Origin of the sequence: Streptomyces sp. NPDC058872, assembly GCF_042743065.1 — a bacterium.
Taxonomy (GTDB): Bacteria; Actinomycetota; Actinomycetes; order Streptomycetales; family Streptomycetaceae; genus Streptomyces.
In genome coordinates, this window is record NZ_JBHYMK010000033.1 from 56,918 (window position 1) to 80,423 (window position 23,506).

Consider the following 23,506-nt stretch of genomic DNA (forward strand, 5'->3'; position numbering starts at 1 on the left):
GGGGCGGGCCCTGTTTTCGGGGCACTGGCCCCCCCCCCGGGCTCGGGCGGTATGGGGGGGCGGGGGGCGGGGGGGGGGGGGCGGCGGGGGGGGCCCCCCGCCCCCGCCGTGTTCCTCCCCGGCCGGTTCCGCCCGCCGGAACGGCACCCCGTGGCGACCCGTGGGGGCCGTGGGGGCCGTCACTTCTCCAGCTTCTGGCCCTTGAGGAGGAACCAGGCGGCGACCGCCGTCACCAGGAGGACCGCCGCACCCACTCCGGACGCGATCCGCAGGCCGTCGACGAAGGCCTCCTGGGCGGAGGACACCAGGGCCGCTGCCGTACCGGGGGCAAGACCGTCGGCTGCCTCGACCGCACCGCCGAGCGACTCGTGGGCGGCCGTCGCGATGTCCGAGGGGACCCCGGCAGGGGGCGTGAAGCCCCGGTAGACGCCGGTCACGATGGAACCCAGGACCGCGATGCCGAGCGCGGCCCCCAGCTCGTACGCGGTTTCGGAGACGGCGGAGGCGGCTCCGGCCTGTTCCTTGGGAACGCTGGAGAGGATCACGTCGGCGGTGACGGTGAAGGCGAAACCCGCACCGACGCCGACGACGAGCAGGCTGGCCCCCAACATCGGGTAGCCCGTGTGCGGGTCGAGGGTGGTCAGAACCGCGAGGGAGAGCCCGACCGCCGCGAGGCCGCCGGCCACCACGGACCGCACGGAGAAGCGACGGGCCACGACGCCCGCGACCAGACCGGCCGTCACCGCTCCGATCGCAGCCGGGAGTTCGGCGAGGCCCGCTTCCAGGGGCCGGCGCCCCTGGACCAGCTGGAAGAACTGGGACAGGAAGAACACCAGGCCGGAGAGGCCGAGGATGGTCAGCAGATCGGCGAGGACGGCGCTGGAGAAGCCGCGGTGGCGGAAGAGCCGCATGTCCAGGAGCGGTGCGGGCAGGGTGAGCTGCCTGCGGACGAACCAGGTCAGGGCGACGGCTCCGCCGAGGCCCGCGACGGTGGCGTCGAGCGAGGGGCCGTGGGTGGCCAGCTCCTTGACCGCGTAGACGATTCCGATGACGCCGACGAGGGAGAGCACGACGCTGGTCAGGTCCCAGGGGCCGGGGTTCTCGTTCTTCGACTCGGGGATCAGCTTGATGCCGACGAGGACGAGCACCGCCATGACCGGCAGGTTGATGAGGAAGACCGACCCCCACCAGAAGTGCTCCAGGAGGAATCCGCCGACCACCGGCCCCACGGCGGCGCCGGCCGAGGCCATGGCACCCCAGATGCCGATCGCGAGGCTGCGCTCGCGCGGGTCTTGGAAGAGGTTGCGGATGAGGGCCAGGGTCGACGGCATCAGGGTCGCACCGGCGATGCCCAGCAGCGCACGGGCCACGATCATCGTCTCGGGGCTCGTGGCATAGGCGTTGAGGACCGAGAGGGCGCCGAAGGCCGTCGCGCCGATCAGCAACAGCTTCTTGCGGCCGATGCGGTCGCCGAGGCTGCCCATGGAGACGAGGAGTCCGGCGATGACGAAGGAGTACACGTCGCCGATCCAGAGCAGCTGGGTGCCGGACGGCTTGAGGTCCTCGGAGAGGAAGGGGGTGGCGAGACCGAGCACCGTGGCGTCGACCGCCACGAGGAGGACGGCCAGGACGAGCACGGAGAGGGCGAGCCACCGACCGGGGCGGCGCGCGTCCTCGACGTGGTTCGCGTTCCTGAAGGTGCTGGTGGTCACTTCTCCACGCTCCTGCGCGCTCCGCCGAGCAAGAGCTCGACGATCATGTACTGGAAGTCCTTGGCGGCGACCCTGCCGTCCTGTACGGCCCAGGCGCCGGAACCGATGAGCCCGTACAGGGCCTCGGTGAGCCAGGCGGGGGTCAGGTCGATCCGGAAGACGCCCTGCTCCTGACCGCGCCGGAAGAGCGCCGAGACCCGGGCGTCGAGCCGTTCCCACCCCTCGTTCTGTTGGTCGCCCTCGAAGAGCTGGTTCTCCGTGACGAGGAACGAGAGCAGGGGGGCAACGGGCTCCACCTCGGCGACCAGTCGGCGGACGGCCTCGTCCGCCGGCCCCTCGTGGGTGCGGGCCCGGTCGTGGGCCGCTTCCAGCTCCTGCAGTCCGAGCTCTTCGAGTGCCCGCACCAGGGCGTCCCGCCCGGCGAAGTGCCGGTGCAGCGTGGCCCGGCCGATTCCCGCGGCCTTGGCGACCTCGTCCATGGTGGCGGTTGCCTTGCGGGTGAGCAGGGCGGCGGCGGCACGGAGCACCTGGGTGCGGTCGACTGTCATGAGACAACGATACACCTCATGAGACATTGATGTCTCACACGGGACACCACTGAACACAGAAAGACGCCGCCGCCCTCCCGATGGAGGGCGGCGGCGCCATGACGCCCCTGCTGTGGCTACTGCTTGGCGGAGGCCCAGGCGTGCTGGATGACCAGGTCCGCCTTGACCTCGATGAGCTGGGTGGCGACCGCCGAGGGGGCCGTGCCACCGCGCCCGCTGCGCGAGGCGAGGGCCCCGGGCACGTTGAGGACCGTACGGACCTCGGGGGTGAGGTGCTCGGAGATCTTGGCGAACTGCTCGTCCGTGAGCTCGTCCAGCTCCTTGTCCTCCGATTCGGCGACCTTCACGCACTCGCCGGCCACCTCGTGCGCCACCCGGAACGGAACGCCCTGCTTGACCAACCACTCGGCGATGTCGGTGGCGAGCGAGAAGCCGGCCGGGGCCAACTCCTCCATGCGTTCCCGATGGACGGTGAGCGTCGCCATCATCCCGGTGAAGGCGGGCAACAGCACCTCCAACTGGTCACAGGAGTCGAAGACCGGCTCCTTGTCCTCCTGGAGGTCCCGGTTGTAGGCGAGCGGGAGCGCCTTGAGGGTGGCCATCAGGCCGGAGAGGTTGCCGATGAGGCGCCCGGACTTGCCGCGGGCCAGCTCGGCGATGTCGGGGTTCTTCTTCTGCGGCATGATCGACGAGCCGGTGGAGAAGGCGTCGTGCAGCGTCACGAAGGAGAACTCCTTCGTGTTCCAGATGATGACCTCTTCGGCGATCCGCGAGAGGTTGACGCCGATCATCGCCGTGATGAAGGCGAACTCGGCGACGAAGTCGCGGGAGGCCGTGCCGTCGATCGAGTTGCCGACCGAACCCCGCTCGAAACCGAGGTCCTTCGCCACCGCCTCGGGGTCGAGCCCGAGGGAGGAGCCGGCGAGGGCACCGGAACCGTACGGCGAGACGGCCGTCCGGGTGTCCCACTGCCGGAGTCGCTCCGCGTCCCGGGAGAGGGACTGCGCATGGGCGAGGACGTGGTGGGCGAAGAGCACCGGCTGGGCGTGCTGGAGGTGCGTCCGTCCCGGCATGGCGACGTCCGGGTGCGCCTCGGCGAGCCCGACCAGGGCGTCCTGGAGGTCGGCGATCAGACCGCCGATGATCCGGGAGTGGTCGCGCAGGTACATCCGGAAGAGCGTGGCGACCTGGTCGTTCCGGGAGCGGCCGGCGCGCAGCTTGCCGCCGAGTTCGGCACCGAGCCGCTCCAGGAGGCCCCGCTCCAGGGCCGTGTGGACGTCCTCGTCGGCGACGGTGCCGACGAAGGAGCCGTCGGCGACGTCCGCCTCCAACCGGTCGAGTCCGGCGAGCATGCGGGTCAGCTCGTCCTCGGTGAGCAGGCCGGCCTTGTGCAGCACACGGGCATGGGCCCGGGAGCCGGCGATGTCGTACGGGGCCAGGCGCCAGTCGAAGTGGACCGAAGCGGACAGCTTCGCCAGGGCCTCGGCGGGGCCATCGGCGAACCGTCCGCCCCAGAGCCGAACGTCACCGTTGTTGCTGCTCACTGCTGCTCCTCGATCGGGCGTGGGCGGAGGACGCGAGGTCGACCTTGATGGGTATAACTATGCAGAGTGCCGTATGTTTTGTCAATGAAGGCGTTCGCCCCTCCGGCTCCCGGCCCGAAAACCAGAAGTGTCGCCCCACTTCCCCGTTCTACGCTCCCCCGCATGGAAGACACGACCACACAGGCGGTTCGACTGGCCCGGGGCGCACCGCTCGCCTCGGTCATCAACACCTCGGACGCCACCGCCTGGACGGGGCTCGACCTGGCCGTCCGGCACCTCGCCCGCACCCGCCCGTCCGCACTGCCGAGCCACGCCTGGGCAACCGGTCGCCGTTTCCGCTGGTCCTGGGACGCCCCCCTGCCCACCCTGGACCTGTCGCGCCGCGCACCCGACGGGTCAACCCTCGCCGTGGCCCTGTGCCACCCCGACGGCCGGGTGCGCGAGGCGGCACTCCGCCGCGTGGCCCGACTCCCCCCACCGGACCTCCAGCCCCTGCTCCCCTTGGTGGCGATCCGCTGCGCGGACTGGTCGGCCGCGGTCCGCGAACCGGCCCGCGAGCTGCTGCGGACCGCACTGCCCGATGTCGGAGCGGAGGCGATCGCCCCCCTCGCGGCAGTCGTCCTGCGGCTCTCCTCCCGCCGCCGGGGAGAAGCCGCCCGGTCCCTGCTGGAGGCCCTGCTCCGGGAGTGCCCGGCTTCCGTCCTCGACGCCGTCCTCGCCAGCGGGGACCGGGCGCTCCGGCGCACGGCGCACCGGATCGCGGTCGAGCGGCGACTCCTCTCCCCCGCGCGACTGGCGGTCACCGCTGCCGGAGACCCGGACGTGGTCGTCCAGGACATCTGCGCGAGCGGAGTCGTCGCCGGGGTGACCCCGGAGACCGGGAACGAACGCCTCGCCCCCCTGTTGGGCTCCAAGCACCCCCGGGTGCGGGCAGCCGGCGTGACGGCCCTGCGTCGGGCCGGCCGCCCCGACGAGGCGACGGCGTTCCTCGCGGACCGGTCGGGCCTGGTGCGGGCGTGCGCCCGTTATGTGCTGCGGCAGTGCGGCATCGACGCCGTCGCGCGCTACGCGTCCCTGTGCTCGGGCAGCGTGGTGCCCCCGGCCGCTCCGCTCGGGCTCGCCGAGTGCGGAACCCGCGGGGACTCCGCCCTGCTGTGGGAGCTCACCGGACACCCGCACCCGGGCGTCCGCGCGCACGCCGTGGCCGGCCTGCGCTTGCTGGGCGGGCCGAGCACCGCGCGCCTGGAGCCGCTGCTCGACGACCCCGCGCCCGGCGTCGTGCGGGAGACGGCGACCACCCTCCTGCCGTGGGCGAACCGGCTGTCGACGACGGACCTGCGGGCACGGCTCGGGGCGGACCGGCCCCGGCATGTGCGGATGGCCGCGTTCCGGCTGTTCACCGCACGCGGCGGCCCGGAGTTGCGCGAGATCGCCCGGTCGCTGAACGACGACGCCGAGCCGAAGCTGCGCGCCAACGCCCTCGCGCTCCTCGGGAACTGACGACCGGACCACCCGGGACCGCTCCGGTTCCCGTCGCCCACGGATGAAAGGATGCGATCATGGGAAAGACGTACGAACACATCGACGGGCGACTTCGGGCCTTCATCGAGGAGCAGCCGGTGTTCTTCACCGCAACCGCTCCCCTCTCCGGAGAGGGCCATGTCAACCTCTCCCCCAAAGGGCGCGCCGGCACCCTGATCGTCATCGACGAACTGACCCTCGCCTACATCGACTTCGGCGGCAGCAGCGCCGAAACGATCGCTCATCTGCGGGAGCCGGGCAACGGCCGGATCACCCTCATGTGGACCGCTTTCTCCGGGCCTCCGACGGTGGTCCGGGTGCACGGTCGGGGAGAGGCCGTGCTCCGCGACGACCCCCGCTGGTCCGAACTGTTCGCGCGCTTCCCGGCCGAGGCCGTTCGGGGGCAGGGCAGTGCGCGGGCGATCGTCCTGGTGCACGCCCGACGGGTCAGCGACTCCTGCGGGTTCGCCGTCCCGCTGATGGAGTACCGGGAAGACCGGTCGCTGCACGCCGAGTACTTCAACCGGAAGACGGACGAGGAGTTCGGCGCGTACTGCGCGCGCAAGGAGCACATCGCCACCAGCCTGGACGGACTGCCGGCGCTCCCCCTGCCGCTTCCCCCGCTCCCCGCGGCGCCCGCCGAATAGCCCCGCCCGACGGGCGGGGGCGGCCGCGCGGCCCTAGCCTCGCGGCCATGCGCACCCTTCTCGTCCTCGCCGCCCTGCTCTCCCTGGGCGCCGCGCCCCCACCCGCGCCCCTGCCCGTGCGGATGGCCGACACCGGAGGGGGAACGCAGCTGATCACTGCGGAGGCCGCGGACGCGAAGGCCACCACGGGCACGTTGGCCTGGTGGGAACGGCGCGGCTGGCGCTGGGTGCGGGTGGGGACGGCACCGGCCCGGTTCGGGTCGAAGGGGCTCGTCGAGGGCGCCTCACGGCAGCAGGGCACGAGCACCACCCCCACCGGGCTCTACCGGCTGCCGTACGCCTTCGGCATCCGGGCCGCCCCCGCCGGGACCCGCCTCCGGTACGCCCCGGTCACCGAGCGCTCCTGGTGGTGCCAGGACAACGCCTCCCCCGCGTACAACCGCTGGGTCGAGGGCTTGCCCGACGACTGCCGGGCGACCGAGGCCGAGCACCTCGTCTCGTACGCCAGCCAGTACGCGCACGCGATCGTCATCGGCTTCAACTACGAACGTCCGGTGCGCGGACGCGGGGCGGGAATCTTCCTGCACGTGAACGGCACCGGGGCGACCGCCGGTTGCATCTCGGTGCCGGAGGACGCCATGCGCGCGGTCCTCGCCTGGGCGGACCCCGCGCGCCGACCGCACATCGCCGTCGGAACGCGGGGCGGTCCGACGGCGATCGCGCGGTACTGAGCCGGACCTCCGGTACCCGGGCCGGAGGGGACTACTTCTGGGCCAGCTTCAGCAGGTGGTCGGCGAGGGCCTGGCCGCCGACCGGATCGCGGCTGATGAGGAGCAGGGTGTCGTCACCCGCGATCGTGCCGAGAATGGCGTGCAGTTCGGCCTGGTCGATGGCCGACGCGAGGAACTGTGCGGCCCCCGGAGGGGTACGCAGCACCACCAGGTTGGCGGAGGCCTCGGCGGAGATCAGCAGTTCGCCGGAGAGGCGGCGCATGCGCTCCTCCTTGGCGGACTCGCCGAGCGGCGCCTGCGGAGTGCGGAAACCGCCCTCGCTGGGCACCGCGTAGATCAGCTCGCCCCCCGTGTTGCGGATCTTCACCGCGCCCAGCTCGTCGAGGTCACGGCTGAGCGTCGCCTGGGTGACGCTCAGGCCGTCGTCCGCGAGGAGCTTGGCGAGCTGGCTCTGCGAGCGCACCGGCTGCCGGTTGAGGATGTCGACGATCCTGCGGTGGCGTGCGGTACGGGTCTGGGGAACGGACGGCCCTGCCCCAGGCTCCGCCTGGGGAGACCCCCAGTGCTCGTTCTCCTGCGCGTCGGTCATCGTCGTCTCATTCTCCGGTTCGTCCTTGCCCGTTCGCCTCGTCCAGGACCCCGGGCAGCGCCTGGAGGAAGGCGTCCGCCTCGGCGTCGGTGAGGACCAGCGGAGGCATGATCCGTACGACGTCGGGGGCGGGCGCGTTCACCAGGAGACCCGCGTCCTGGGCCGCCTGCTGCACCTGGGGTGCGAGGGGCCCGGTGAGCACGATACCCAGCAGGAGGCCCGCGCCACGGACATGGGAGACCAGCGGATGGCCCAGCCCTTCGATTCCCTGGCGCAGCTTCTCCCCCACCGCCTTCACGTGGTCGAGGGCCGCGTCGGCGCCGAGGGTGTCCAGGACGGCGAGTCCGGCGGCGCAGACGACCGGGTTGCCGCCGAAGGTGGTGCCGTGGTGACCGGGTGCGAAGAGCTCGGCCGCCTCGCCGAAGGCGACGGTCGCGCCGAGCGGAAGACCGCCGCCGAGCCCCTTGGCCAGGGTGACGACGTCGGGCTCGACGCCCTCGTGCGCCTGGTGCTCGAACCAGTGGCCGCACCGGCCGATGCCGGTCTGCACCTCGTCGAGGACGAGCAGGGTGCCGGTGGCGCGGGTGATCTCCCGAGCGGCCGTGAGGTAGCCGGGCGGCGGGACGACGACGCCGTTCTCGCCCTGGATCGGCTCGATGATGACGAAGGCGGTGTCCACGGTGACCGCGGCCCGCAGCGCCTCCGCGTCCCCGTACGGAACGTGGGTGACGTCGCCGGGCAGCGGCAGGAAGGGCGTCTGCTTGCCGGGCTGTCCGGTGAGGGCGAGGGAACCCATGGTCCGGCCGTGGAAACCGCCGTCGGTGGCGACCATGTGGGACCTGCCGGTGAGCCGGCCGATCTTGAACGCGGCCTCGTTCGCCTCGGCGCCCGAGTTGGAGAAGAAGACCTTGCCGGGGCGCCCGAAGAGCCCGAGGAGCCGCTCGGCGAGCACCACGGGCGGCTCGGCGACGAACAGGTTGGACACGTGGCCGAGGGTCTGGATCTGCCGGGTGACGGCCTCGACGACCGCCGGGTGGCCGTGGCCGAGCGCATTGACGGCGATGCCGCCGACGAAGTCCAGGTACTCCTTGCCCGCGGCGTCCCAGACCTTGGCGCCCTCGCCCCGGACGAGCGGCAGCTTGGGGGTGCCGTAGTTGTTCATGAGCGAGCCCTGCCACCGCAGGGTCAGCTCCGCGTTGTCCGTCATTTCTCCCCCTGCTCGTCCGTGCCGTCCGGCACGACCATCGTGCCGATGCCCTCGTCGGTGAAGATCTCCAGCAAGATCGAGTGCGGGACCCTGCCGTCGATCACGCGGGCCGTGGTGACCCCGTTGCGCACGGCGTGCAGACAACCCTCCATCTTGGGGACCATGCCGCTGGAGAGCTCGGGCAACAGCTTCTCCAGCTGGCTCGCGGTCAGCTTGCTGATGACCTCGTCGCTGTTCGGCCAGTCCTCGTAGAGCCCCTCGACGTCGGTCAGGACCATCAGGGTCTCGGCACCCAGCGCCGCAGCGAGTGCCGCAGCCGCCGTATCAGCATTGACGTTGTAGACATGTCCGTCGTCCTGGGAGCGTGCGATGGAGGAGACGACCGGGATCCGGCCGTCCTCCAGGAGCGCCGTGATGGCACCGGTGTCGATGGCGGTGATCTCGCCGACCCGGCCGATGTCGATCGCCTCGCCGTTGATGACCGGCTGGTGCTTGGTGGCGGTCATGGTGCGGGCGTCCTCGCCGGTGAGTCCGATGGCGAGCGGGCCGTGTTGGTTGAGCAGGCCGACGAGCTCGCGCTGGACCTGGCCGGCGAGGACCATCCGGACGACGTCCATCGCCTCGGGGGTGGTGACCCGCAAGCCCGCCTTGAACTCGCTGACCAGCCCGGCCTGGTCGAGGGCGGCGTTGATCTGGGGCCCGCCTCCGTGCACCACGACCGGCTTGAGTCCGGCGTGGTGCAGGAAGACGATGTCCTGGGCGAACGCCGCCTTGAGGTCCTCGTCGATCATGGCGTTGCCGCCGAACTTCACGACGACGGTCTTGCCGCGGTGGCGGGTGAGCCAGGGCAGGGCTTCGATGAGGGTCTGGGCCTTCGGGAGGGCGGTGTGCTTCCGCGCGGTGTTGCTCATGACGAGTACGCGCTGTTCTCGTGGACGTAGTCGGCGGTGAGGTCGTTCGCCCAGATGACGGCGGCCTCGGAACCGGCCGCGAGGTCGACCGTGATGGTGACCTCCCGGAAGCGCATGTCGACGAGGTCGCGGTCCTCCCCGACGGAGCCGTTCTTGCAGACCCAGACGCCGTTGATGGCGACGCACAGCCGGTCGGGCTCGAAGGCGGCCCGCGTGGTGCCGATCGCGGAGAGCACCCGGCCCCAGTTGGGGTCCTCGCCGTGGATGGCGCACTTGAGGAGGTTGTTGCGGGCGATGGACCGGCCCACCTCGACGGCGTCGTCCTCGGTCGCGGCGTTGGTCACCTCGATGCGGATGTCCTTGCTGGCGCCTTCGGCGTCCCCGATGAGCTGACGGGCGAGGTCCTCGCAGACGGCCCGCACGGCTTCGGCGAACTCGTCCTGCGCAGGAGCGACGCCGGAGGCGCCGGAGGCGAGGAGCAGGACCGTGTCGTTGGTCGACATGCAGCCGTCGGAGTCGACCCGGTCGAAGGTGAGCCGGGTGGCGGTGCGCAGGGCACCGTCCAGGCGCTCGGCGTCGACGTCCGCGTCGGTGGTGAGGACGACGAGCATGGTGGCGAGGCCCGGGGCGAGCATGCCCGCGCCCTTCGCCATGCCGCCGACCGTCCAGCCGTCCTTGGTCACCACGGAGGTCTTGTGGACGGTGTCGGTGGTCTTGATGGCGATGGCGGCCTTCTCCCCGCCGTGCTCGGAGAGCTGGGCGACGGCCGTCTCGACGCCGGGGAGCAGCTTGTCCATCGGGAGGAGGATGCCGATGAGCCCGGTGGAAGCGACGGCGACCTCTCCGGCGCCCACCTCCGCACCCTGCGCGCTGAGGGCTTCGGCGACCTTCTCGGCGGTGGCGTGGGTGTCCTGGAACCCCTTCGGACCGGTGCAGGCGTTGGCACCGCCGGAGTTGAGGACGACAGCGGTCAGCTCCCCGTCGGAGAGGACCTGCTGGGACCAGACGACGGGTGCGGCCTTGACGCGGTTGGAGGTGAAGACTCCCGCGGCGGCGCGGCGGGGCCCGGTGTTGACCACGAGGGCCAGGTCCGGGTTGCCGTTCTCCTTGATCCCGGCGGCGATGCCCGCTGCCGTGAATCCCTTCGCTGCGGTGACGCTCACGGAGCGACTCCAATCGTGGAAAGTCCGGTGTCCTCGGGCAGGCCGAGGGCGATGTTCATGCTTTGGACCGCGCCGCCGGCGGTGCCCTTGGTGAGGTTGTCGATGGCGCTGATCGCGATGATCCGGTTCGCGCCGGCGTCGTACGCGACCTGCACCTGAACGGCATTGGAACCGTAGACGGACGCCGTGGCCGGCCACTGCCCCTCGGGGAGCAGATGGACGAAGGGCTCGTCCGCGTAGGCCTTCTCGTACGCGGCCCGCACGGTCTCGGCGGTGGTGCCCGGTTTCGCGGCGGCCGTGCAGGTGGCGAGGATGCCGCGGGGCATCGGGGCCAGGGTCGGCGTGAAGGAGACGGTGACCCGCTCCCCCGCCGGCCCGCTGAGGTTCTGGATCATCTCGGGGGTGTGGCGGTGACCTCCCCCGACGCCGTACGGGGACATGCTGCCCATGACCTCGCTGCCGAGCAGGTGCGGCTTGAGCGCCTTGCCCGCACCGGACGTGCCGGAGGCGGCGACGATCACGGCCTCGGGCTCGGCCAGGCCGTTCGCGTACGCCGGGAAGAGGGCGAGCGAGACGGCGGTCGGGTAACAACCGGGGACCGCAACGCGCTTGGACCCCTCCAGCGCGGCGCGGGCCCCCGGCAGCTCCGGAAGGCCGTAGGGCCAGGTGCCGGCGTGCGGGGAGCCGTAGTAGGCCTCCCAATCGGCCGGGCTCTTGAGACGGAAGTCGGCTCCCATGTCCACGACGAGGACGTCGGACCCGAGCTGCTCGGCGACGGCGGCGGACTGGCCGTGCGGCAGGGCCAGGAAGACCACGTCGTGCCCGGCGAGCCCTTCGGCCGTGGTGGGCGCGAGGACGCGGTCGGCGAGCGGGAGCAGATGGGGCTGGAGGGCCCCGAGTCGCTGGCCGGCGTTGGAGTGCCCGGTCAGCGTCCCGATCTCCACGTGGGGGTGGACGAGGAGGAGACGCAGGAGCTCTCCGCCCGCATATCCGCTCGCACCCGCCACTGCTACTCGTACCGTCATCGAAACCCTCCTCATGGATGGCATGACTATACGTGCAGCCGAACTTTTATGCAATGAAGCGCAAGTGCCGCGCCGGCGGACCGCTGTGACCGAGCACTCCACCTGGCGGGTGAGCAGTTGAGTCGGCGGGCGGCCCGTGCCTGGCGTTTTGTCTTTCTGCGCGCTGCGCTGGTTCTATGCCCCGCTCGGTTCAGGCACCATCTCTGACATCACAGCCGGCGGCAGTGACGGGTTGCCGGCCGCCGCTTCCACCACTTGCCAGTCGTCGTCAGTGAGCAGTTCGACCATGAGCGGCGGCGGCAGGGCCGGATGCCCGGCGGGCTATGGTCCTTGCCTTCCGGTCCGCCAAGCAGGCTCGCAGGGCCGGGCCCGTGGCATTGCGGTGCCGGGCAACCTCTCGGAAGGCTTTCCGCACCGGTGGTGCGTGCCTGGTCAGGTCCTCCAGCAGCGCCGGTGATGCGCCCGGGTTGGCCGCCACTTTGGCGACAACCCGGACTCCGTGTCGCTTGACCATGGTGCGCAACTGCGCATCGGAGAGGCCCGGGTGCGGCGCGATGGACTGCGCCACTTTCGCATCGGGGTCGGCGGCCAGCGCGTCACGAACGCCGACTGGCAGGTCGCGTCGTTGGGCCAGGAGCATCCGCACAGCCGGACTGGACGACGTGGCGAGCTCCTCGACCTCGGAGGGTGAGGCGGCGGCGATCCGAGGCAGCGGGGTCGGACCGATCTTGACCGTGCCTGCCAAGCAGGTGAGCACGTCGAGCGGCACACGGGGGTTGTGCGCGAGCGTGCGTCGCACGTCGTGGCCACGGTCGGTGGCCAGTGTGCGGAGCAGGTCCTCGTCGATTGCCGGATTCCCGGCGAGCTCGACCCGGACACCGGGTACGGGGTCATCGGCGAGTCGTCGCCACACCCACGGCGGCAGGTCGGGGCGGGCAGCGAGGCGGCAACGCAGCAGCGTTGAGGGGTGGTCGGCGAATCGGACGACGGCTTGGGCAGGCGTGGCGGGGTTCCGCAGCGCCTGTTCCTGCATCTCGTGCGCGGTGGACTCGTGGCTGCCGTCACACGAGGCACCGGGCCGCAGGTGGCAGCCGAGTCGCGAGCACTGAGAATCGTGCACGAATGGCGTCTCCTCGGCGTCACACACCAGGCACCGCTCCGCGGGAGGTAGCCCCTCGCCGGTGAGCAACATCGCCAGCACGTCCGGCGGTGTGGCCTCGTTGGCCGCAACCGCGCGGCGCACCTCGGCGTGCGGATGTCGGGAGAGCCGAGCGGCCATGTCCGGCGTCGTCCACAACGCGAGCTCCGTGACGACCCGTACGTCCGGGTCGGTCGCGAGCGTCTCCACCGCATCGGGCGGAAGTCCGGGACAGGAGGCCAGTTTCTCGCGGCGCTCGACATCCGGATCCGCAGCAAGGATCCGTGCCCATGCCGGGTCACCGGCACGCTCGTCGAGCAGGGCGAGCGCGGCGTGCGGCTGTGCGACCGGATCGACGTCGGTTGCGGTCAGCAGTCCCTGGTACGCAAGCTGCACAGCGCTCTCCTCGACCCGCACAGCCAGGGCAACCGCCTGCGCCCGGCTGAGGTCCTCGCGCAGGGCGAGGCCCGCGGCGACGTCGGCGTCCGCGATCTCGATCAGCCGGTTGACCAGCTCGGGCGGCAGGGCAGGATGGGCGGCGAGACCGCACAACGCATGGTTCACAGGGGTCACCCTGCCCGGACCGCGGTCGAACGGGCGACGCATTTCGACGTCGACGAGCTCCCCGCGTCCGCCGCCACGCCCTGAGCACTTCACTTGGCGAAACCCGCCAAGTGGAGTGCTCGGTCCCAACCGCCGTGACGGAGCGCGCTGGTTGGCCCTTGAGCACGCCAGTTGACCCTGGGTGTGGGGTCGGCCCGCGAGGTAGCGTTTGGATCATGGGCGTGAGGGCGGGTTGCCGCACAAGGCGGCGAGCCGCCTCGCCGTGGGAGGGGCAGGGCTGTGAGCTGGTACGTCTTGGTGGAACGGGTCAAGTACGGGGAGTTGCAGACGCCGCACAAGATCCCGGTCGACGGCGGAAGGGAAGCGGCCGTTGCCCGTGCCGAGGAGGTCGCCCGCTCCAGCACCCCCGCCATGCACCTGACGGGCGACCCGGTCGGTCGAATGGTGTTCCAGACTTCACCGACAAGCTGGTTCGTCGAGCTGACCCAGTCGATCTGGCCCAAGGGCGACAAGGGGCCGACGACGATTGTCGAGCACGTGACCGTCCAGGCGGCCGAGCTCGTCTATTTTCAGGAGCTGATCCCCGCCGAGCCCCCCAAGAAGACCCGCTTCGGCAGGTGAGCGCACGCCGCCACCCCCGCCGCCGCGCCCTGCCCCGTCCTGCCCTGCCCTGCCCTGCCCTGCCCTGCCCATCAGTGCACATCGCCTCCAGGCCCATCCACGTCGCACACACCGGCCTCTTCATCAGAACCGAGCGCCGCAGTCGTCCTCCGGGCCAACTGCGGCGCACGGCCACAGGACCGCGACCGGACGCCCCGATCGGCCACCGCGCATCACGCCCGACCGGCCGAACGCCGCCCCGCACGGACACCCGAGCACATGCGCCCCGCACGTCCACCCCTCTCCAGAGGCCCTTTGCATGATCATGCGAGATGATGCATACTCTTCCCATGTCCAAGGTCCTCACTTCCCTGCCCGCCGGCGAGCGCGTCGGCATCGCCTTCTCCGGCGGCCTCGACACCTCCGTCGCCGTCGCATGGATGCGCGACAAGGGCGCCGTCCCCTGCACCTACACCGCCGACATCGGCCAGTACGACGAGCCCGACATCGCTTCGGTGCCCGGCCGTGCCAAGACCTACGGTGCCGAGATCGCGCGTCTGGTCGACTGTCGCGCCGCTCTGGTGGAGGAAGGCCTTGCGGCACTCACCTGCGGCGCCTTCCACATCCGCTCGGGTGGCCGCGCGTACTTCAACACCACGCCGCTCGGCCGTGCCGTCACCGGCACCCTGCTGGTCCGGGCGATGCTCGAGGACGACGTCCAGATCTGGGGCGACGGCTCGACCTTCAAGGGCAACGACATCGAGCGGTTCTACCGCTACGGTCTGCTCGCCAACCCCCACCTGCGGATCTACAAGCCGTGGCTGGACACGGACTTCGTGACCGAGCTCGGTGGCCGCAAGGAAATGTCGGAGTGGCTGCTCGCCCACGACCTGCCCTACCGGGACAGCACCGAGAAGGCGTACTCCACCGACGCCAACATCTGGGGCGCCACCCACGAGGCGAAGACCCTGGAGCACCTGGACACGGGCGTGGAGACCGTGGAGCCCATCATGGGCGTCCGCTTCTGGGACCCCTCGGTCGAGATCGCCACCGAGGACGTCACGATCGGCTTCGACCAGGGCCGCCCGGTCACCATCAACGGCAAGGAGTTCCACTCCCCCGTCGACCTGGTGATGGAGGCGAACGCCATCGGCGGCCGTCACGGCATGGGCATGTCCGACCAGATCGAGAACCGGATCATCGAGGCCAAGAGCCGCGGCATCTACGAGGCCCCCGGCATGGCCCTGCTGCACGCCGCGTACGAGCGCCTCGTGAACGCGATCCACAACGAGGACACCCTCGCCCAGTACCACAACGAGGGTCGGCGCCTCGGCCGGCTGATGTACGAGGGCAGGTGGCTGGACCCGCAGGCGCTGATGGTCCGCGAGTCGCTGCAGCGGTGGGTCGGCGCGGCCGTCACCGGCGAGGTGACGCTGCGGCTGCGCCGGGGAGAGGACTACTCGATCCTCGACACCACGGGCCCGGCCTTCAGCTACCACCCGGACAAGCTGTCGATGGAGCGCACCGAGGACTCGGCCTTCGGGCCGGCGGACCGGATCGGCCAGCTCACCATGCGCAACCTGGACATCGCCGATTCCCGGGCCAAGCTGGAGCAGTACGCGGGCATCGGCCTGATCGGCACCTCCAGCCCGGCCATCGGCGCCGCCCAGGCAGCCGCGACCGGCCTGATCGGCGCCATGCCGGAGGGTGGCGCGGAGGCCATCGCCTCCCGCGGCGAGGTCTCGGGCGACGACGAGATGCTGGACCGGGCCGCGATGGAGCTCGGCACGGACTGACGCACGGCACCACGACCGGCGAAGGGGCCGGCACGACGCGGGAACGTCGTGCCGGCCTTTTCGCCGGTCACAGCAGGTGCGCGAGCCCCGCACGCCCCCGTACTGTCTGCGCGGAGCCGCACGGATCCAGGACGCGGCACACCAGGTGGGGAGCGGAAGATGGCACGGACGGCACACACCATCCGGGAGGCGGCGCACGACTGTCCCGAGTGCGGGCAGGCCCTGACCGGCGGCGGCCACTACGTCGCCTGGTGCACCGCGTGCGCATGGAACGTGGACCCCGAGCCGCCGGAGGAGACGCCGGGACGGATCGAGGGCCTGCGGCGGCGTCTCGCCCATCAGTACGGGGAGCAGCTGCTCGCCGAGCTCACGGACCCGACGACCGGCACGACGGCGGAGCTCCCGGCATCCGGGCACGGGCGGGCCGGCAGACTGGCCACGGTGCTCGCGGCAGCGGTCCACGGCGTGACGGTCGTCCTGTTCGGCACTGGTCTGTGGCTGCTCGTCGGGTGTTGGGGACGGGGCGCGCTGCCCGTGGTGGGAGGGCTCCTGATCTTCCTCGCCCTTGTGCTCCGGCCCCGCTTCAAGCGCCTCGCGGAGGAGGAGAACCATCGACGGGTCCTGCACCGGGCGGACGCACCCCGGCTCTTCGCGCTGCTCGACGAGGTCGCGGAAGCCGTCGGCACGACCGGGGTGCGGACCGTGGTGGTCGACGCCCGCGTGAACGCGTCGGTCGGCTCGTACGGCATCCGGCAGCACCGCGTGCTGCACATCGGGCTCGGCATCTGGGAAGTCCTCTCGCCCCAGGAGCGGATCGCACTCCTGGGCCACGAGTTCGGACACTACGCCCACGGGGACACCCGCCACCTCCTGCTCGTCGGCAGCGCGTTCCAGACGTTGGCCACCTGGCGCTACGCGCTGGCGCCGGCGCCGGCCCGCACCCTGATCGAGCACTTCACGAACCTGGTCCTCGCCCTTCCGCGACTGCTCGTGAACGGCCTCCTCATCGCCCTGGTGCACCTGACCCTGCGCCACTCGCAGCGCGCCGAGTACCTCGCCGACTCGTCCGCCGCCCGGGTGGGCGGCGGCGCGGCCGCGGCCAGGTTGATGAACTGGCTCATCGTCACCGAGAGCATCACGGGCATGCTGCACCGCGAACACGTGGCTGCCCGGACCCGGATGAACACCGCGGCGCGACACGAGGGTCCGGCCGAGGAGCTGTGGGAACGCCTGGCCGCCCGTGCCGCGTCGATTCCCGAACACGAGCACGAGCGGCTGCGCCGGGTGGCGGAGTTGCGCGGCCACCAGGTCGACTCGACGCACCCGCCGACGCACCTGCGGCGCCGACGGCTGATCCACGGCATGCCGAGCGAGCCCTTGCTGGTCCTGGACCCGGTGCGGGTCGCGGCGATCGACGCGGAGCTGGCCGATGCCAGGCGGAGCGTGGCCCGGGAGCTCGTACGGAGTTGAGCGCGCCGAACGGCCCTCCCCGGGCGGAGGGCCGCGCCGTCACGTTCCTTCGGGCCACCGCGTCAACGCGGTGACGGAACCGACGAGGAACGGGGCGCCATGCACGACGACACCTTTCTGACCGCGCTGACCGGTTGCTTCGACGCCCACGAGGAACAGTTGCGGGCCGTTGCCCTGCGGATCGCGGGAGCGCCCGCGGAGGCCGAGGAAGCGCTCGCGGCAGTGCGGGCGGGGCTCGGCCGGGACGGCGGTGCGGCGGTCCGCGCCTGGCTGACGGCCGCCGTGGGTCGGGAGTGCCTCCGGGGGCTGCGGGAGCGCGCCCCGGCGGGAGGGCGGTACCGGGCCGAGGAGGCGCGGAGCAGCGGGCGGGAAGGGGACGGGGTCGCCTTCCTGTGGCTGGCGTTGCCCGTCGTGCTCGAAGGGCTCCGCGATGACGAGCGGCTCGCCTGGGTGCTGCACGACGGGTTCGGGCTGCCCCCGCACGAGACGGCGCGGGTCCTCGGGGTGTCCCCGGAGACGGCCGCGCGGCTCGTCCGGCGCGCGCGGGAGCGGATCCGGGGCAGGAGGACGCCCCGCGGCGCGGGCCGGCGGGAGCGGGCGGTGATGGACCGGTTCATGGCGGGGGTGCGCACGGGTGACCACCGGGTGATGGGGGCGCTGCTCGCTCCCGACGCGGTCGCCCGCTCCGATGCCGGAACGGTGCACGGCGCCGCTGCCGTGGCCGAGGTGGCCGTCGCCTCCGCCCGGCGCGCGGAGGTGTCACGTCCCGCGCTGGTCGACGGGGCGGTGGGCGCGGTCGCCTTCGTCGCCGGGCGGCCGGTGTCGGCGTTCGCCGCGACCCTCCGCCGGAACGTGATCGTCGCCCTGTCCGTCACCGTCGGGGAGGACCGGGTGCGCGCGCTCGACCTCGCCTTCCCGGGCTCCTGACGGATGCGCCTCCGGGGGCAGCGAGCACTGCCACCCGGAGGTGCGCACACCGGCGGGTCGTGGCGGTCGACCGCCCGGGGGCGGAGCGCCGCGCCCGCCGGGACGGCTCCGAGCGGCTCGGGCGGCGGGGGTCGGGCGGCTCAGGTGCGGATCGCCCGCAGGACCACGAACTTGTGGTCGCTCGCGACGAGTTCGCTGTTCCCGAAGATCCTGCGGAGCGTGAGGTGGTAGCCGAGGTGTCGGTTGCCGATCACCCACAGTTCGCCGCCGGGCCGCAGCGCGCGCCGGGCGTCCGCGAACATGCGGCGGGCGGTGCGGTCGGTGGTGGCCTGGTGGCTGTGGAAGGGCGGGTTGTTGAGGACGAGGTCGAGGGAGGCCGGGGGCAGCTCCGCGAGTCCGTCTCCGACGAGGAACTCCGCCGTGCGGCCGGGGCCGACGTGGGCACGGAAGTTCTCCCGGGCGGAGGCGATCGCCTGGTGGGACTCGTCGGTGAAGACCAGTTCCGCCTCGGGTTCGTGGAGGGCGACGGCGAGGCCGACCACGCCGTTCCCACAGCCCAGGTCGGCGACCCTGGCCCGGTCCAGACCGCCCGGCAGGTTCGCGAGGAAGAAGCGGGTTCCGATGTCGAGGCGGTCGGCGCAGAAGACCCCGGCGTGGTTGGTGACGGTCAGTCCGGGAAGGCCGGGCGCCGGAGTGTCCGCGGGGAGTGCGTAGCGGTGCGGCCACGGGTTCGGCCCGGGCGCGGCGGCCGGGTCGGGGGTGGTGTGGATCAGCCGGGCCTTCTTCACCGCGAGGGAAGTGCGGGTGGGGCCGAGGATCCGCTCGAAGAGCTTGAGCGTGGAGGTGTGGATCTCCTTGACCATGCCGGTGCCGACGATCACGGTGTTCTCGTGTACGGCGGGCGCCAGCCGGTGCAGTTGGTCTTCCAGGAGGGCGAGGCTCTTGGGGACGCGGACGAGGAGCACGTCGATCCGCTCCGGTGGCGGATCCTGGGTGGTGAGCAGCCGTACGGCGTCCGGGGCCGCCCCGGCACGCGCGAGGTTGGCCGAGGTCGCCCGCCCGCCGAGGTACGAGTCGGACACCTGGACGAGTTCGGCGGGGCCTGCGGCCTGCAACGCGGTGACGAGGGCCCCCCAGCGGTCGCCGAGGACGACGACGGTGCCGGAGAGGTCGGTTCCCGTATCGGCGAGGTGTCCGAGGAGGTATTCGTCGGACGCGTCCCAGGCGCGCAACGGGTCGCGCGGGTCCTCGGGGAAGCGGGTCAGCGTGAAGGCGCCCCATGACGTGCTCAAACGGTTCATCGTGCTCTCAGGCTAGCCGGTCGCAGCCCTTCGGGCCCCGTCGCACGGCTCCTGCCGGGCCCCGTTCCCGGTCTCTGCACCCCCTGCCCCGCCCCGACCTGCTCTTCCCGGTGCCGTTTCCGGTCTCCGGTGCCCCGCTCCGCGCTGACGCGGTCCGCCCTGCGTACCGGCCCCGCTCCCGCCCGGCCGGCCCGGCCTGCGTCATCGCAGGGCGGCGCCGAGCCGGAAGTGCCAGAGGCCGGGGCGACCGGTCAGGGTGACGGTGGAGAGGGGACGGACGTCGACGCTCCAGTAGGTGGCGGGCGGAGCCTTCAGGGCGTAGACGAGGGCGGCCCGCACGACGGCGGGTTCGGCGACGGCGACGATGGAGCCGTCGTCGGCGGGGCGGGTGTCGAGCCAGTTCCCGACGCGGGTGATGAAGGCGAGGAGGGGTTCGCCGCCGTGCGGGGCGATGCGGGGATCGGTGAGCCAGGCGTCGACGGCGTCCGGTTCGAGGGCGGCGACCTCGGCCAGGGTCAGCCCCCGCCAGCGGCCCATGTCACAGTCGCGCAGCGCGGGCTGGGCGAGCGGCGCGTAGCCGAGGGCGGTGCCGGTGGCGCGGCTGCGCGGGGTCGGCGAGCAGTAGCGCAGCTCGGCCTCGCCGAGCGGGATGAGTGCGGGCGCGGCCTGCTGCACCTCGTACCAGCCGGCCTCGTCCAGTGGCCGGTCGTCGTCGAAGCGTTCGGCGAGCAGGGCGGAGCTGCGTGCTGCCGTGACGAGCGTCACCCGAAGACCCATGGCCGCGATCGTGGGGCCGACGGCGCCGCTGGTCAAGGGGTCGGCCGTGGGGACGGGAGGGAACCGGGTTCACTGTTGCCCGAGAGCCATCCACTTGTCCGGATATCGCAGTGGCGTGAAACCCACCTTCTCGTACACGCCGTGGGCATCGGCAGTGGCGAGCAGGATGCGGCGCAGGCCGTACGGCTCCATGTGGTCGCGGACCGCGGCGACCAGGGCGGTGCCCAGGCCGGTGCCGCGGGCCGGTCGGTCGACGTAGACGTCGCAGAGCCAGGCGAAGGTGGCGTAGTCGGTGACGACGCGGGCGTAGGCGCTCATCTCTCCGGTCTCCCGGTGGTAGGCGCCGAAGTTCAGCGAGCCGGCGATGGCGTCGTCCTGCTTGTCCCGAGGTCGACCGAGGGCCCAGTAGGCATCGGTGGAGAGCCAGTGGTGGACGCGTGTCGCATCGATCCGTGCGGAATCCGTCGAGATCTCGTACGCCCCGTACAGGACGGGGCCGTCGGTAACGCCGAGGGCGGTGCTGTCGCTCATGGCCGAAGGCTCTCAGGGGCACGGCGGATTGTCAGGCGAATTCCCCCCGGTCGGACCCGGCCCCCTTCCCTGCGGCCGGCGGGAGGGGGCACCTCCGGATCAGCCGGTGAGCTCGTCCACCGCCGCGCGCAGGCGCCGTACGCCCTCGGCGATCTCCGCGGGGCCCGCAACACCCGCGAAACTCAGCCGGACGTGGCCGGCAGGGGGCTCTGCGCAGAAGTACGGGCGTCCGGGCGCGACGGCCACCCCCGCACGCAGCGCGGCGGCCAGGAGGGAGGACTCGGGAAGCGCGTCGGGGAGCCGTGACCAGAGCTGGTAGCCGCCGGAGGGCACGTGGGGCGGGACGAGTTCGGGGAGGTGGCGGGCGAGCGCCCCGGTCATGGCCTCCCGGCGGCTCCTGAGCTCCTGGGAGACGGAGCGGAGGTGACGGGGCCAGGCCGGGGAGCCGACGAGTTCGAGCGCGGCCTCCTGGAGCGGACGGGGTACGAAGAAGCTGTCGACGACCTGGATGGCGCGCAGCCTCTCCAGGACGGGGCCGCGGGCGGCGAGGGCACCGACCCGGAGGCTGGGCGAGGTGGGCTTGGTGAGTGAGTAGACGTGGACGACGACGCCGTCGGGGTCCGCAGCGACGAGGGGGGCGGGAAGCGGGCCCGCGTCCTCGTGCACGAGACGACGGGCGAAGTCGTCCTCGATGATGAAGGCACCGGCGGCACGGGCGATGCGGACCGCCTCGCGGCGCCGGTCGGGCTGCAGCACGGTGCCGGTCGGGTTCTGGAACAGCGGCTGGCAGACGAAGACGCGGGCTCCGGTGGCGCGGAAGGCGGCTTCGAGGAGTTCGGGACGGACCCCGCCGGCATCGGTCGGCACGGGTACGGGCCGGAGCCCGGCCGAACGGGCGACGGCGAGCATGCCCGGATAGGTGGGCGACTCCACGAGGACGGGCGCACCGGGTGGGGCGAGGGCGCGCAGGGCGGTGGCGATCGCGGGCTGGCCGCCGGCGGTGATGAGGACCTCGGCGGCGGTGACGCTGCCGCCGATCTCGCGGGCGAACCATGCGCGCAGCTCGGGGAGGCCGTCGATGGGCGGCCGACCCCAGGCGCCGGGCCGCCTGCCGGCGCGGGCGAGGGCGGCGGCGAGGGCCCGTTCCGGTTGGAGGGAGGGGTGGAGGTAGCCGCCGTTGAACTCGATCACACCGGCTGGAGGGGCGGCGAGGGTGACGAGGACGCCGGAGGCGTCGACGGCCCGGGGGACGAGCTCGGTGGCGGCGTCGGCGCTGAGGGCGACTTCCTGCCAGGAGGTGTCCCCGGCGACCGGAACGGCGGTGCGGGGTTCCGCGCGGTAGGCACCGGCGCCGGGCCGGGTGACGACGAGCCCTTCGGCCGCGAGGAGGGCAAGGGCGCGGCTGACGGTGACCGGCGAGACCCGATGGCGCTCGACGAGCACACGACTCGATGGCAGCTTCTCACCTGGAGAGTAGCGATCCATATCGGCTTTGAGGGTTTTCGCCAGTTCGGCCACACTGCTACTCTCATTCATGAGAGCACAGGATAGCGCTACCAAGACAACCGCGATAGCGGTCACCGCCTCTGGATCCACCACGGCCACATCCGTCGCGGCCACGCCGAACGCCCTCCGTCGGGCCTCCGCACCCCGCAACCGCGGCACCCTGCTCGCCGGGCTCGGCGTGATCTCCTTCTCGCTCACCTTCCCGTCGACCGTCTGGGGACTGGAGAGCTTCGGCCCGTGGTCGCTGGTGGCCGTGCGCTCCACGCTCGCCGGTCTCCTCGCCGGCGCCTTCCTGCTCGCGGGCCGGGTGCCCCTGCCCGAGCGCCGCCACTGGACGGGCCTCGCCGTGGTCGCCTGCGGTGTCGTCATCGGGTTCCCGCTGCTGACCACACTGGCCCTGCAGACCTCCACCACCTCGCACGCCGCCGTGGTCGTGGGCCTGCTGCCGCTCACCACCGCGGCCTTCGCCGCCGTGCGGACCGGCCGAAGCCCGTCCCGCACCTTCTGGATCGCGGCGGCCTCCGGCGCCGTGGTGGTGCTCGGCTTCACCCTCCAGCAGAGCGGCGGCGGGCTCTCCACCGGCGACCCGTACCTCTTCGGCGCACTACTGGTGTGCGCGGCCGGCTACACCGAGGGGGGCAGGCTCGCGGCGCTCATGCCGGGCTGGCAGGTCATCGGCTGGGCCCTGGTCCTCTGCCTACCGCTCATGGTGGCCGCCTCGACCGTCGCCCTGTCGATCGAACCGGTGCGGCTGACCGCACACGGCGTCATCGGCCTCGCGTGGGTCGCCGCCGGCTCCACCTTCTTCGGCCTGTACGTCTGGTACCGGGGCATGGCCGAGATCGGCATCCCCAAGGCCAGTCAGCTCCAACTCGCCCAACCGCTGCTCACCCTCCTCTGGTCGGTCTCGCTCCTCGGCGAAGCGCTGCCCCTGGCCGCCCCGGTGGCGGCGGTGGCCGTACTGGTCTGCATCGCGGTCACCCAGCGGACCAAGGGTTGAGGCGACGAATGATGCCGAAACGGGTCACAATGACAGAAAGAGGCTCCGAGCGGAGCAGGACCGTGCAAGCCCGGTCGCGAGGAGGTCAACCCGATGCAGGCGAGCGTGGGCGACAAACTGCTGGTGCACGGCCGGACCGTCGGTCACCACGACCGTACGGCCGAGGTCCTTCAGGTGCTGGGGGAGAACGGCACTCCCCCGTACCGCGTGAAGTTCGAGGACGACGGGCACGAGGCCCTGATGTCTCCGGGTCCCGACACCGTCGTACGCCACCGCCCGGGGGCCGGGACCGGCTGAG

At 72.2% G+C, this 23,506-nt stretch carries 21 protein-coding genes and 1 pseudogene; 9 read left to right on the forward strand and 13 right to left on the reverse strand.

Annotated elements, in window-relative coordinates:
- Positions 1–179: 179 nt before the first annotated feature.
- The 3 genes from ACFW22_RS21535 to argH form a co-directional block, all read right to left on the reverse strand.
- Positions 180–1,712 (reverse strand): MFS transporter, encoded by a 1,533-nt coding sequence (locus ACFW22_RS21535; RefSeq protein WP_386406992.1) that lies wholly within the window; start codon positions 1,710–1,712, stop codon positions 180–182.
- Positions 1,709–2,260: a TetR/AcrR family transcriptional regulator gene (locus ACFW22_RS21540; RefSeq protein WP_386406995.1), complete on the reverse strand. Its 552-nt coding sequence runs from the start codon at positions 2,258–2,260 to the stop codon at positions 1,709–1,711. Before ACFW22_RS21540 ends, ACFW22_RS21535 begins: the two co-directional genes overlap by 4 nt.
- A gap of 116 nt (positions 2,261–2,376) precedes the next feature.
- Positions 2,377–3,804, reverse strand: a complete 1,428-nt coding sequence (gene argH, locus ACFW22_RS21545) for an argininosuccinate lyase (protein ID WP_386406998.1) — start codon at positions 3,802–3,804, stop codon at positions 2,377–2,379.
- A gap of 162 nt (positions 3,805–3,966) precedes the next feature.
- Here argH and ACFW22_RS21550 point away from each other — a divergent pair, with 162 nt between their 5' ends.
- Genes ACFW22_RS21550 through ACFW22_RS21560 form a run of 3 tightly spaced genes read left to right on the forward strand, consistent with a single transcriptional unit; the run spans position 3,967 to position 6,703 of the window.
- Positions 3,967–5,304, forward strand: a complete 1,338-nt coding sequence (locus ACFW22_RS21550) for a hypothetical protein (RefSeq protein ID WP_386407001.1) — start codon at positions 3,967–3,969, stop codon at positions 5,302–5,304.
- 59 nt (positions 5,305–5,363) lie between these two features.
- A complete protein-coding gene (locus ACFW22_RS21555; protein ID WP_386407004.1) occupies positions 5,364–5,972 on the forward strand; it encodes a pyridoxamine 5'-phosphate oxidase family protein in 609 nt (202 codons plus the stop codon).
- A gap of 47 nt (positions 5,973–6,019) precedes the next feature.
- Positions 6,020–6,703 carry a L,D-transpeptidase gene (locus ACFW22_RS21560; protein WP_386407006.1) on the forward strand — a complete coding sequence of 228 codons (684 nt, stop codon included), beginning with the start codon at positions 6,020–6,022 and terminating at the stop codon, positions 6,701–6,703.
- Between the two features lie 31 nt (positions 6,704–6,734).
- On the opposite strand, the gene ACFW22_RS21565 is transcribed toward ACFW22_RS21560, so the two are convergent.
- The 6 genes and pseudogenes from ACFW22_RS21565 to ACFW22_RS21590 form a co-directional block, all read right to left on the reverse strand.
- Positions 6,735–7,292 (reverse strand): arginine repressor, encoded by a 558-nt coding sequence (locus ACFW22_RS21565; RefSeq protein WP_386407009.1) that lies wholly within the window; start codon positions 7,290–7,292, stop codon positions 6,735–6,737.
- A 7-nt stretch (positions 7,293–7,299) separates the two neighbouring features.
- A complete protein-coding gene (locus ACFW22_RS21570) occupies positions 7,300–8,499 on the reverse strand; it encodes an acetylornithine transaminase (protein WP_386407012.1) in 1,200 nt (399 codons plus the stop codon).
- On the reverse strand, positions 8,496–9,410 hold the full coding sequence (gene argB, locus ACFW22_RS21575) for an acetylglutamate kinase (protein WP_386407015.1): 915 nt from the start codon (positions 9,408–9,410) through the stop codon (positions 8,496–8,498). The genes ACFW22_RS21570 and argB overlap by 4 nt, the downstream gene beginning before the upstream one ends.
- A complete protein-coding gene (gene argJ, locus ACFW22_RS21580; RefSeq protein ID WP_386407018.1) occupies positions 9,407–10,573 on the reverse strand; it encodes a bifunctional glutamate N-acetyltransferase/amino-acid acetyltransferase ArgJ in 1,167 nt (388 codons plus the stop codon). The genes argB and argJ overlap by 4 nt, the downstream gene beginning before the upstream one ends.
- The gene (argC, locus tag ACFW22_RS21585) at positions 10,570–11,598 is read right to left on the reverse strand and encodes an N-acetyl-gamma-glutamyl-phosphate reductase (protein WP_386407021.1); all 1,029 of its coding nucleotides are present in this window, start codon (positions 11,596–11,598) and stop codon (positions 10,570–10,572) included. Before argC ends, argJ begins: the two co-directional genes overlap by 4 nt.
- Positions 11,599–11,772: 174 nt before the next feature.
- Positions 11,773–13,300, reverse strand: a pseudogene (locus ACFW22_RS21590) (hypothetical protein).
- A 279-nt stretch (positions 13,301–13,579) separates the two neighbouring features.
- Here ACFW22_RS21590 and ACFW22_RS21595 point away from each other — a divergent pair.
- The 4 genes from ACFW22_RS21595 to ACFW22_RS21610 all read left to right on the forward strand — a co-directional run bounded on the left by ACFW22_RS21595 (position 13,580) and on the right by ACFW22_RS21610 (position 18,093).
- Positions 13,580–13,921, forward strand: a complete 342-nt coding sequence (locus ACFW22_RS21595) for a hypothetical protein (protein ID WP_386407024.1) — start codon at positions 13,580–13,582, stop codon at positions 13,919–13,921.
- A 329-nt stretch (positions 13,922–14,250) separates the two neighbouring features.
- Positions 14,251–15,696 (forward strand): argininosuccinate synthase, encoded by a 1,446-nt coding sequence (argG, locus tag ACFW22_RS21600; protein ID WP_386407027.1) that lies wholly within the window; start codon positions 14,251–14,253, stop codon positions 15,694–15,696.
- A 159-nt stretch (positions 15,697–15,855) separates the two neighbouring features.
- Positions 15,856–17,166: a M48 family metallopeptidase gene (locus tag ACFW22_RS21605; RefSeq protein ID WP_386407030.1), complete on the forward strand. Its 1,311-nt coding sequence runs from the start codon at positions 15,856–15,858 to the stop codon at positions 17,164–17,166.
- A 99-nt stretch (positions 17,167–17,265) separates the two neighbouring features.
- Complete coding sequence (locus ACFW22_RS21610; protein WP_386407033.1) at positions 17,266–18,093, forward strand: sigma factor-like helix-turn-helix DNA-binding protein; 828 nt, start codon at positions 17,266–17,268, stop codon at positions 18,091–18,093.
- Positions 18,094–18,233: 140 nt separating this feature from the next.
- On the opposite strand, the gene ACFW22_RS21615 is transcribed toward ACFW22_RS21610, so the two are convergent.
- The 4 genes from ACFW22_RS21615 to ACFW22_RS21630 form a co-directional block, all read right to left on the reverse strand.
- The gene (locus ACFW22_RS21615; protein ID WP_386407036.1) at positions 18,234–19,394 is read right to left on the reverse strand and encodes a methyltransferase; all 1,161 of its coding nucleotides are present in this window, start codon (positions 19,392–19,394) and stop codon (positions 18,234–18,236) included.
- A 201-nt stretch (positions 19,395–19,595) separates the two neighbouring features.
- Positions 19,596–20,171: a histidine phosphatase family protein gene (locus tag ACFW22_RS21620; protein WP_386407039.1), complete on the reverse strand. Its 576-nt coding sequence runs from the start codon at positions 20,169–20,171 to the stop codon at positions 19,596–19,598.
- Between the two features lie 69 nt (positions 20,172–20,240).
- Complete coding sequence (locus ACFW22_RS21625) at positions 20,241–20,702, reverse strand: GNAT family N-acetyltransferase (RefSeq protein ID WP_386407042.1); 462 nt, start codon at positions 20,700–20,702, stop codon at positions 20,241–20,243.
- Between the two features lie 99 nt (positions 20,703–20,801).
- Complete coding sequence (locus ACFW22_RS21630; RefSeq protein ID WP_386407045.1) at positions 20,802–22,238, reverse strand: PLP-dependent aminotransferase family protein; 1,437 nt, start codon at positions 22,236–22,238, stop codon at positions 20,802–20,804.
- On the opposite strand from ACFW22_RS21630, the gene ACFW22_RS21635 reads away from it, so the two are divergent.
- On the forward strand, positions 22,237–23,208 hold the full coding sequence (locus tag ACFW22_RS21635; protein WP_386407048.1) for a DMT family transporter: 972 nt from the start codon (positions 22,237–22,239) through the stop codon (positions 23,206–23,208). The two genes, ACFW22_RS21630 and ACFW22_RS21635, sit on opposite strands and share 2 nt — an antisense overlap.
- A 93-nt stretch (positions 23,209–23,301) precedes the next feature.
- A complete protein-coding gene (locus ACFW22_RS21640) occupies positions 23,302–23,505 on the forward strand; it encodes a DUF1918 domain-containing protein (RefSeq protein WP_386407051.1) in 204 nt (67 codons plus the stop codon).
- Position 23,506 lies beyond the last annotated feature (1 nt).

Excerpts from the sequence above, each read along its gene's own strand:
- argG (WP_386407027.1), top strand. The coding sequence starts at position 14,251 with ATGTCCAAGGTCCTCACTTCCCTGCCCGCCGGCGAGCGCGTCGGCATC.
- ACFW22_RS21620 (WP_386407039.1), bottom strand. The coding sequence starts at position 20,171 with ATGGGTCTTCGGGTGACGCTCGTCACGGCAGCACGCAGCTCCGCCCTG.
- argC (WP_386407021.1), bottom strand. The coding sequence starts at position 11,598 with ATGACGGTACGAGTAGCAGTGGCGGGTGCGAGCGGATATGCGGGCGGA.
- ACFW22_RS21625 (WP_386407042.1), bottom strand. The coding sequence starts at position 20,702 with ATGAGCGACAGCACCGCCCTCGGCGTTACCGACGGCCCCGTCCTGTAC.
- ACFW22_RS21640 (WP_386407051.1), top strand. The coding sequence starts at position 23,302 with ATGCAGGCGAGCGTGGGCGACAAACTGCTGGTGCACGGCCGGACCGTC.
- ACFW22_RS21550 (WP_386407001.1), top strand. The coding sequence starts at position 3,967 with ATGGAAGACACGACCACACAGGCGGTTCGACTGGCCCGGGGCGCACCG.
- ACFW22_RS21635 (WP_386407048.1), top strand. The coding sequence starts at position 22,237 with ATGAGAGCACAGGATAGCGCTACCAAGACAACCGCGATAGCGGTCACC.
- ACFW22_RS21610 (WP_386407033.1), top strand. The coding sequence starts at position 17,266 with ATGCACGACGACACCTTTCTGACCGCGCTGACCGGTTGCTTCGACGCC.
- ACFW22_RS21560 (WP_386407006.1), top strand. The coding sequence starts at position 6,020 with ATGCGCACCCTTCTCGTCCTCGCCGCCCTGCTCTCCCTGGGCGCCGCG.
- ACFW22_RS21615 (WP_386407036.1), bottom strand. The coding sequence starts at position 19,394 with ATGAACCGTTTGAGCACGTCATGGGGCGCCTTCACGCTGACCCGCTTC.
- ACFW22_RS21540 (WP_386406995.1), bottom strand. The coding sequence starts at position 2,260 with ATGACAGTCGACCGCACCCAGGTGCTCCGTGCCGCCGCCGCCCTGCTC.
- ACFW22_RS21565 (WP_386407009.1), bottom strand. The coding sequence starts at position 7,292 with ATGACCGACGCGCAGGAGAACGAGCACTGGGGGTCTCCCCAGGCGGAG.
- ACFW22_RS21555 (WP_386407004.1), top strand. The coding sequence starts at position 5,364 with ATGGGAAAGACGTACGAACACATCGACGGGCGACTTCGGGCCTTCATC.
- ACFW22_RS21570 (WP_386407012.1), bottom strand. The coding sequence starts at position 8,499 with ATGACGGACAACGCGGAGCTGACCCTGCGGTGGCAGGGCTCGCTCATG.
- argB (WP_386407015.1), bottom strand. The coding sequence starts at position 9,410 with ATGAGCAACACCGCGCGGAAGCACACCGCCCTCCCGAAGGCCCAGACC.
- ACFW22_RS21605 (WP_386407030.1), top strand. The coding sequence starts at position 15,856 with ATGGCACGGACGGCACACACCATCCGGGAGGCGGCGCACGACTGTCCC.
- ACFW22_RS21630 (WP_386407045.1), bottom strand. The coding sequence starts at position 22,238 with ATGAATGAGAGTAGCAGTGTGGCCGAACTGGCGAAAACCCTCAAAGCC.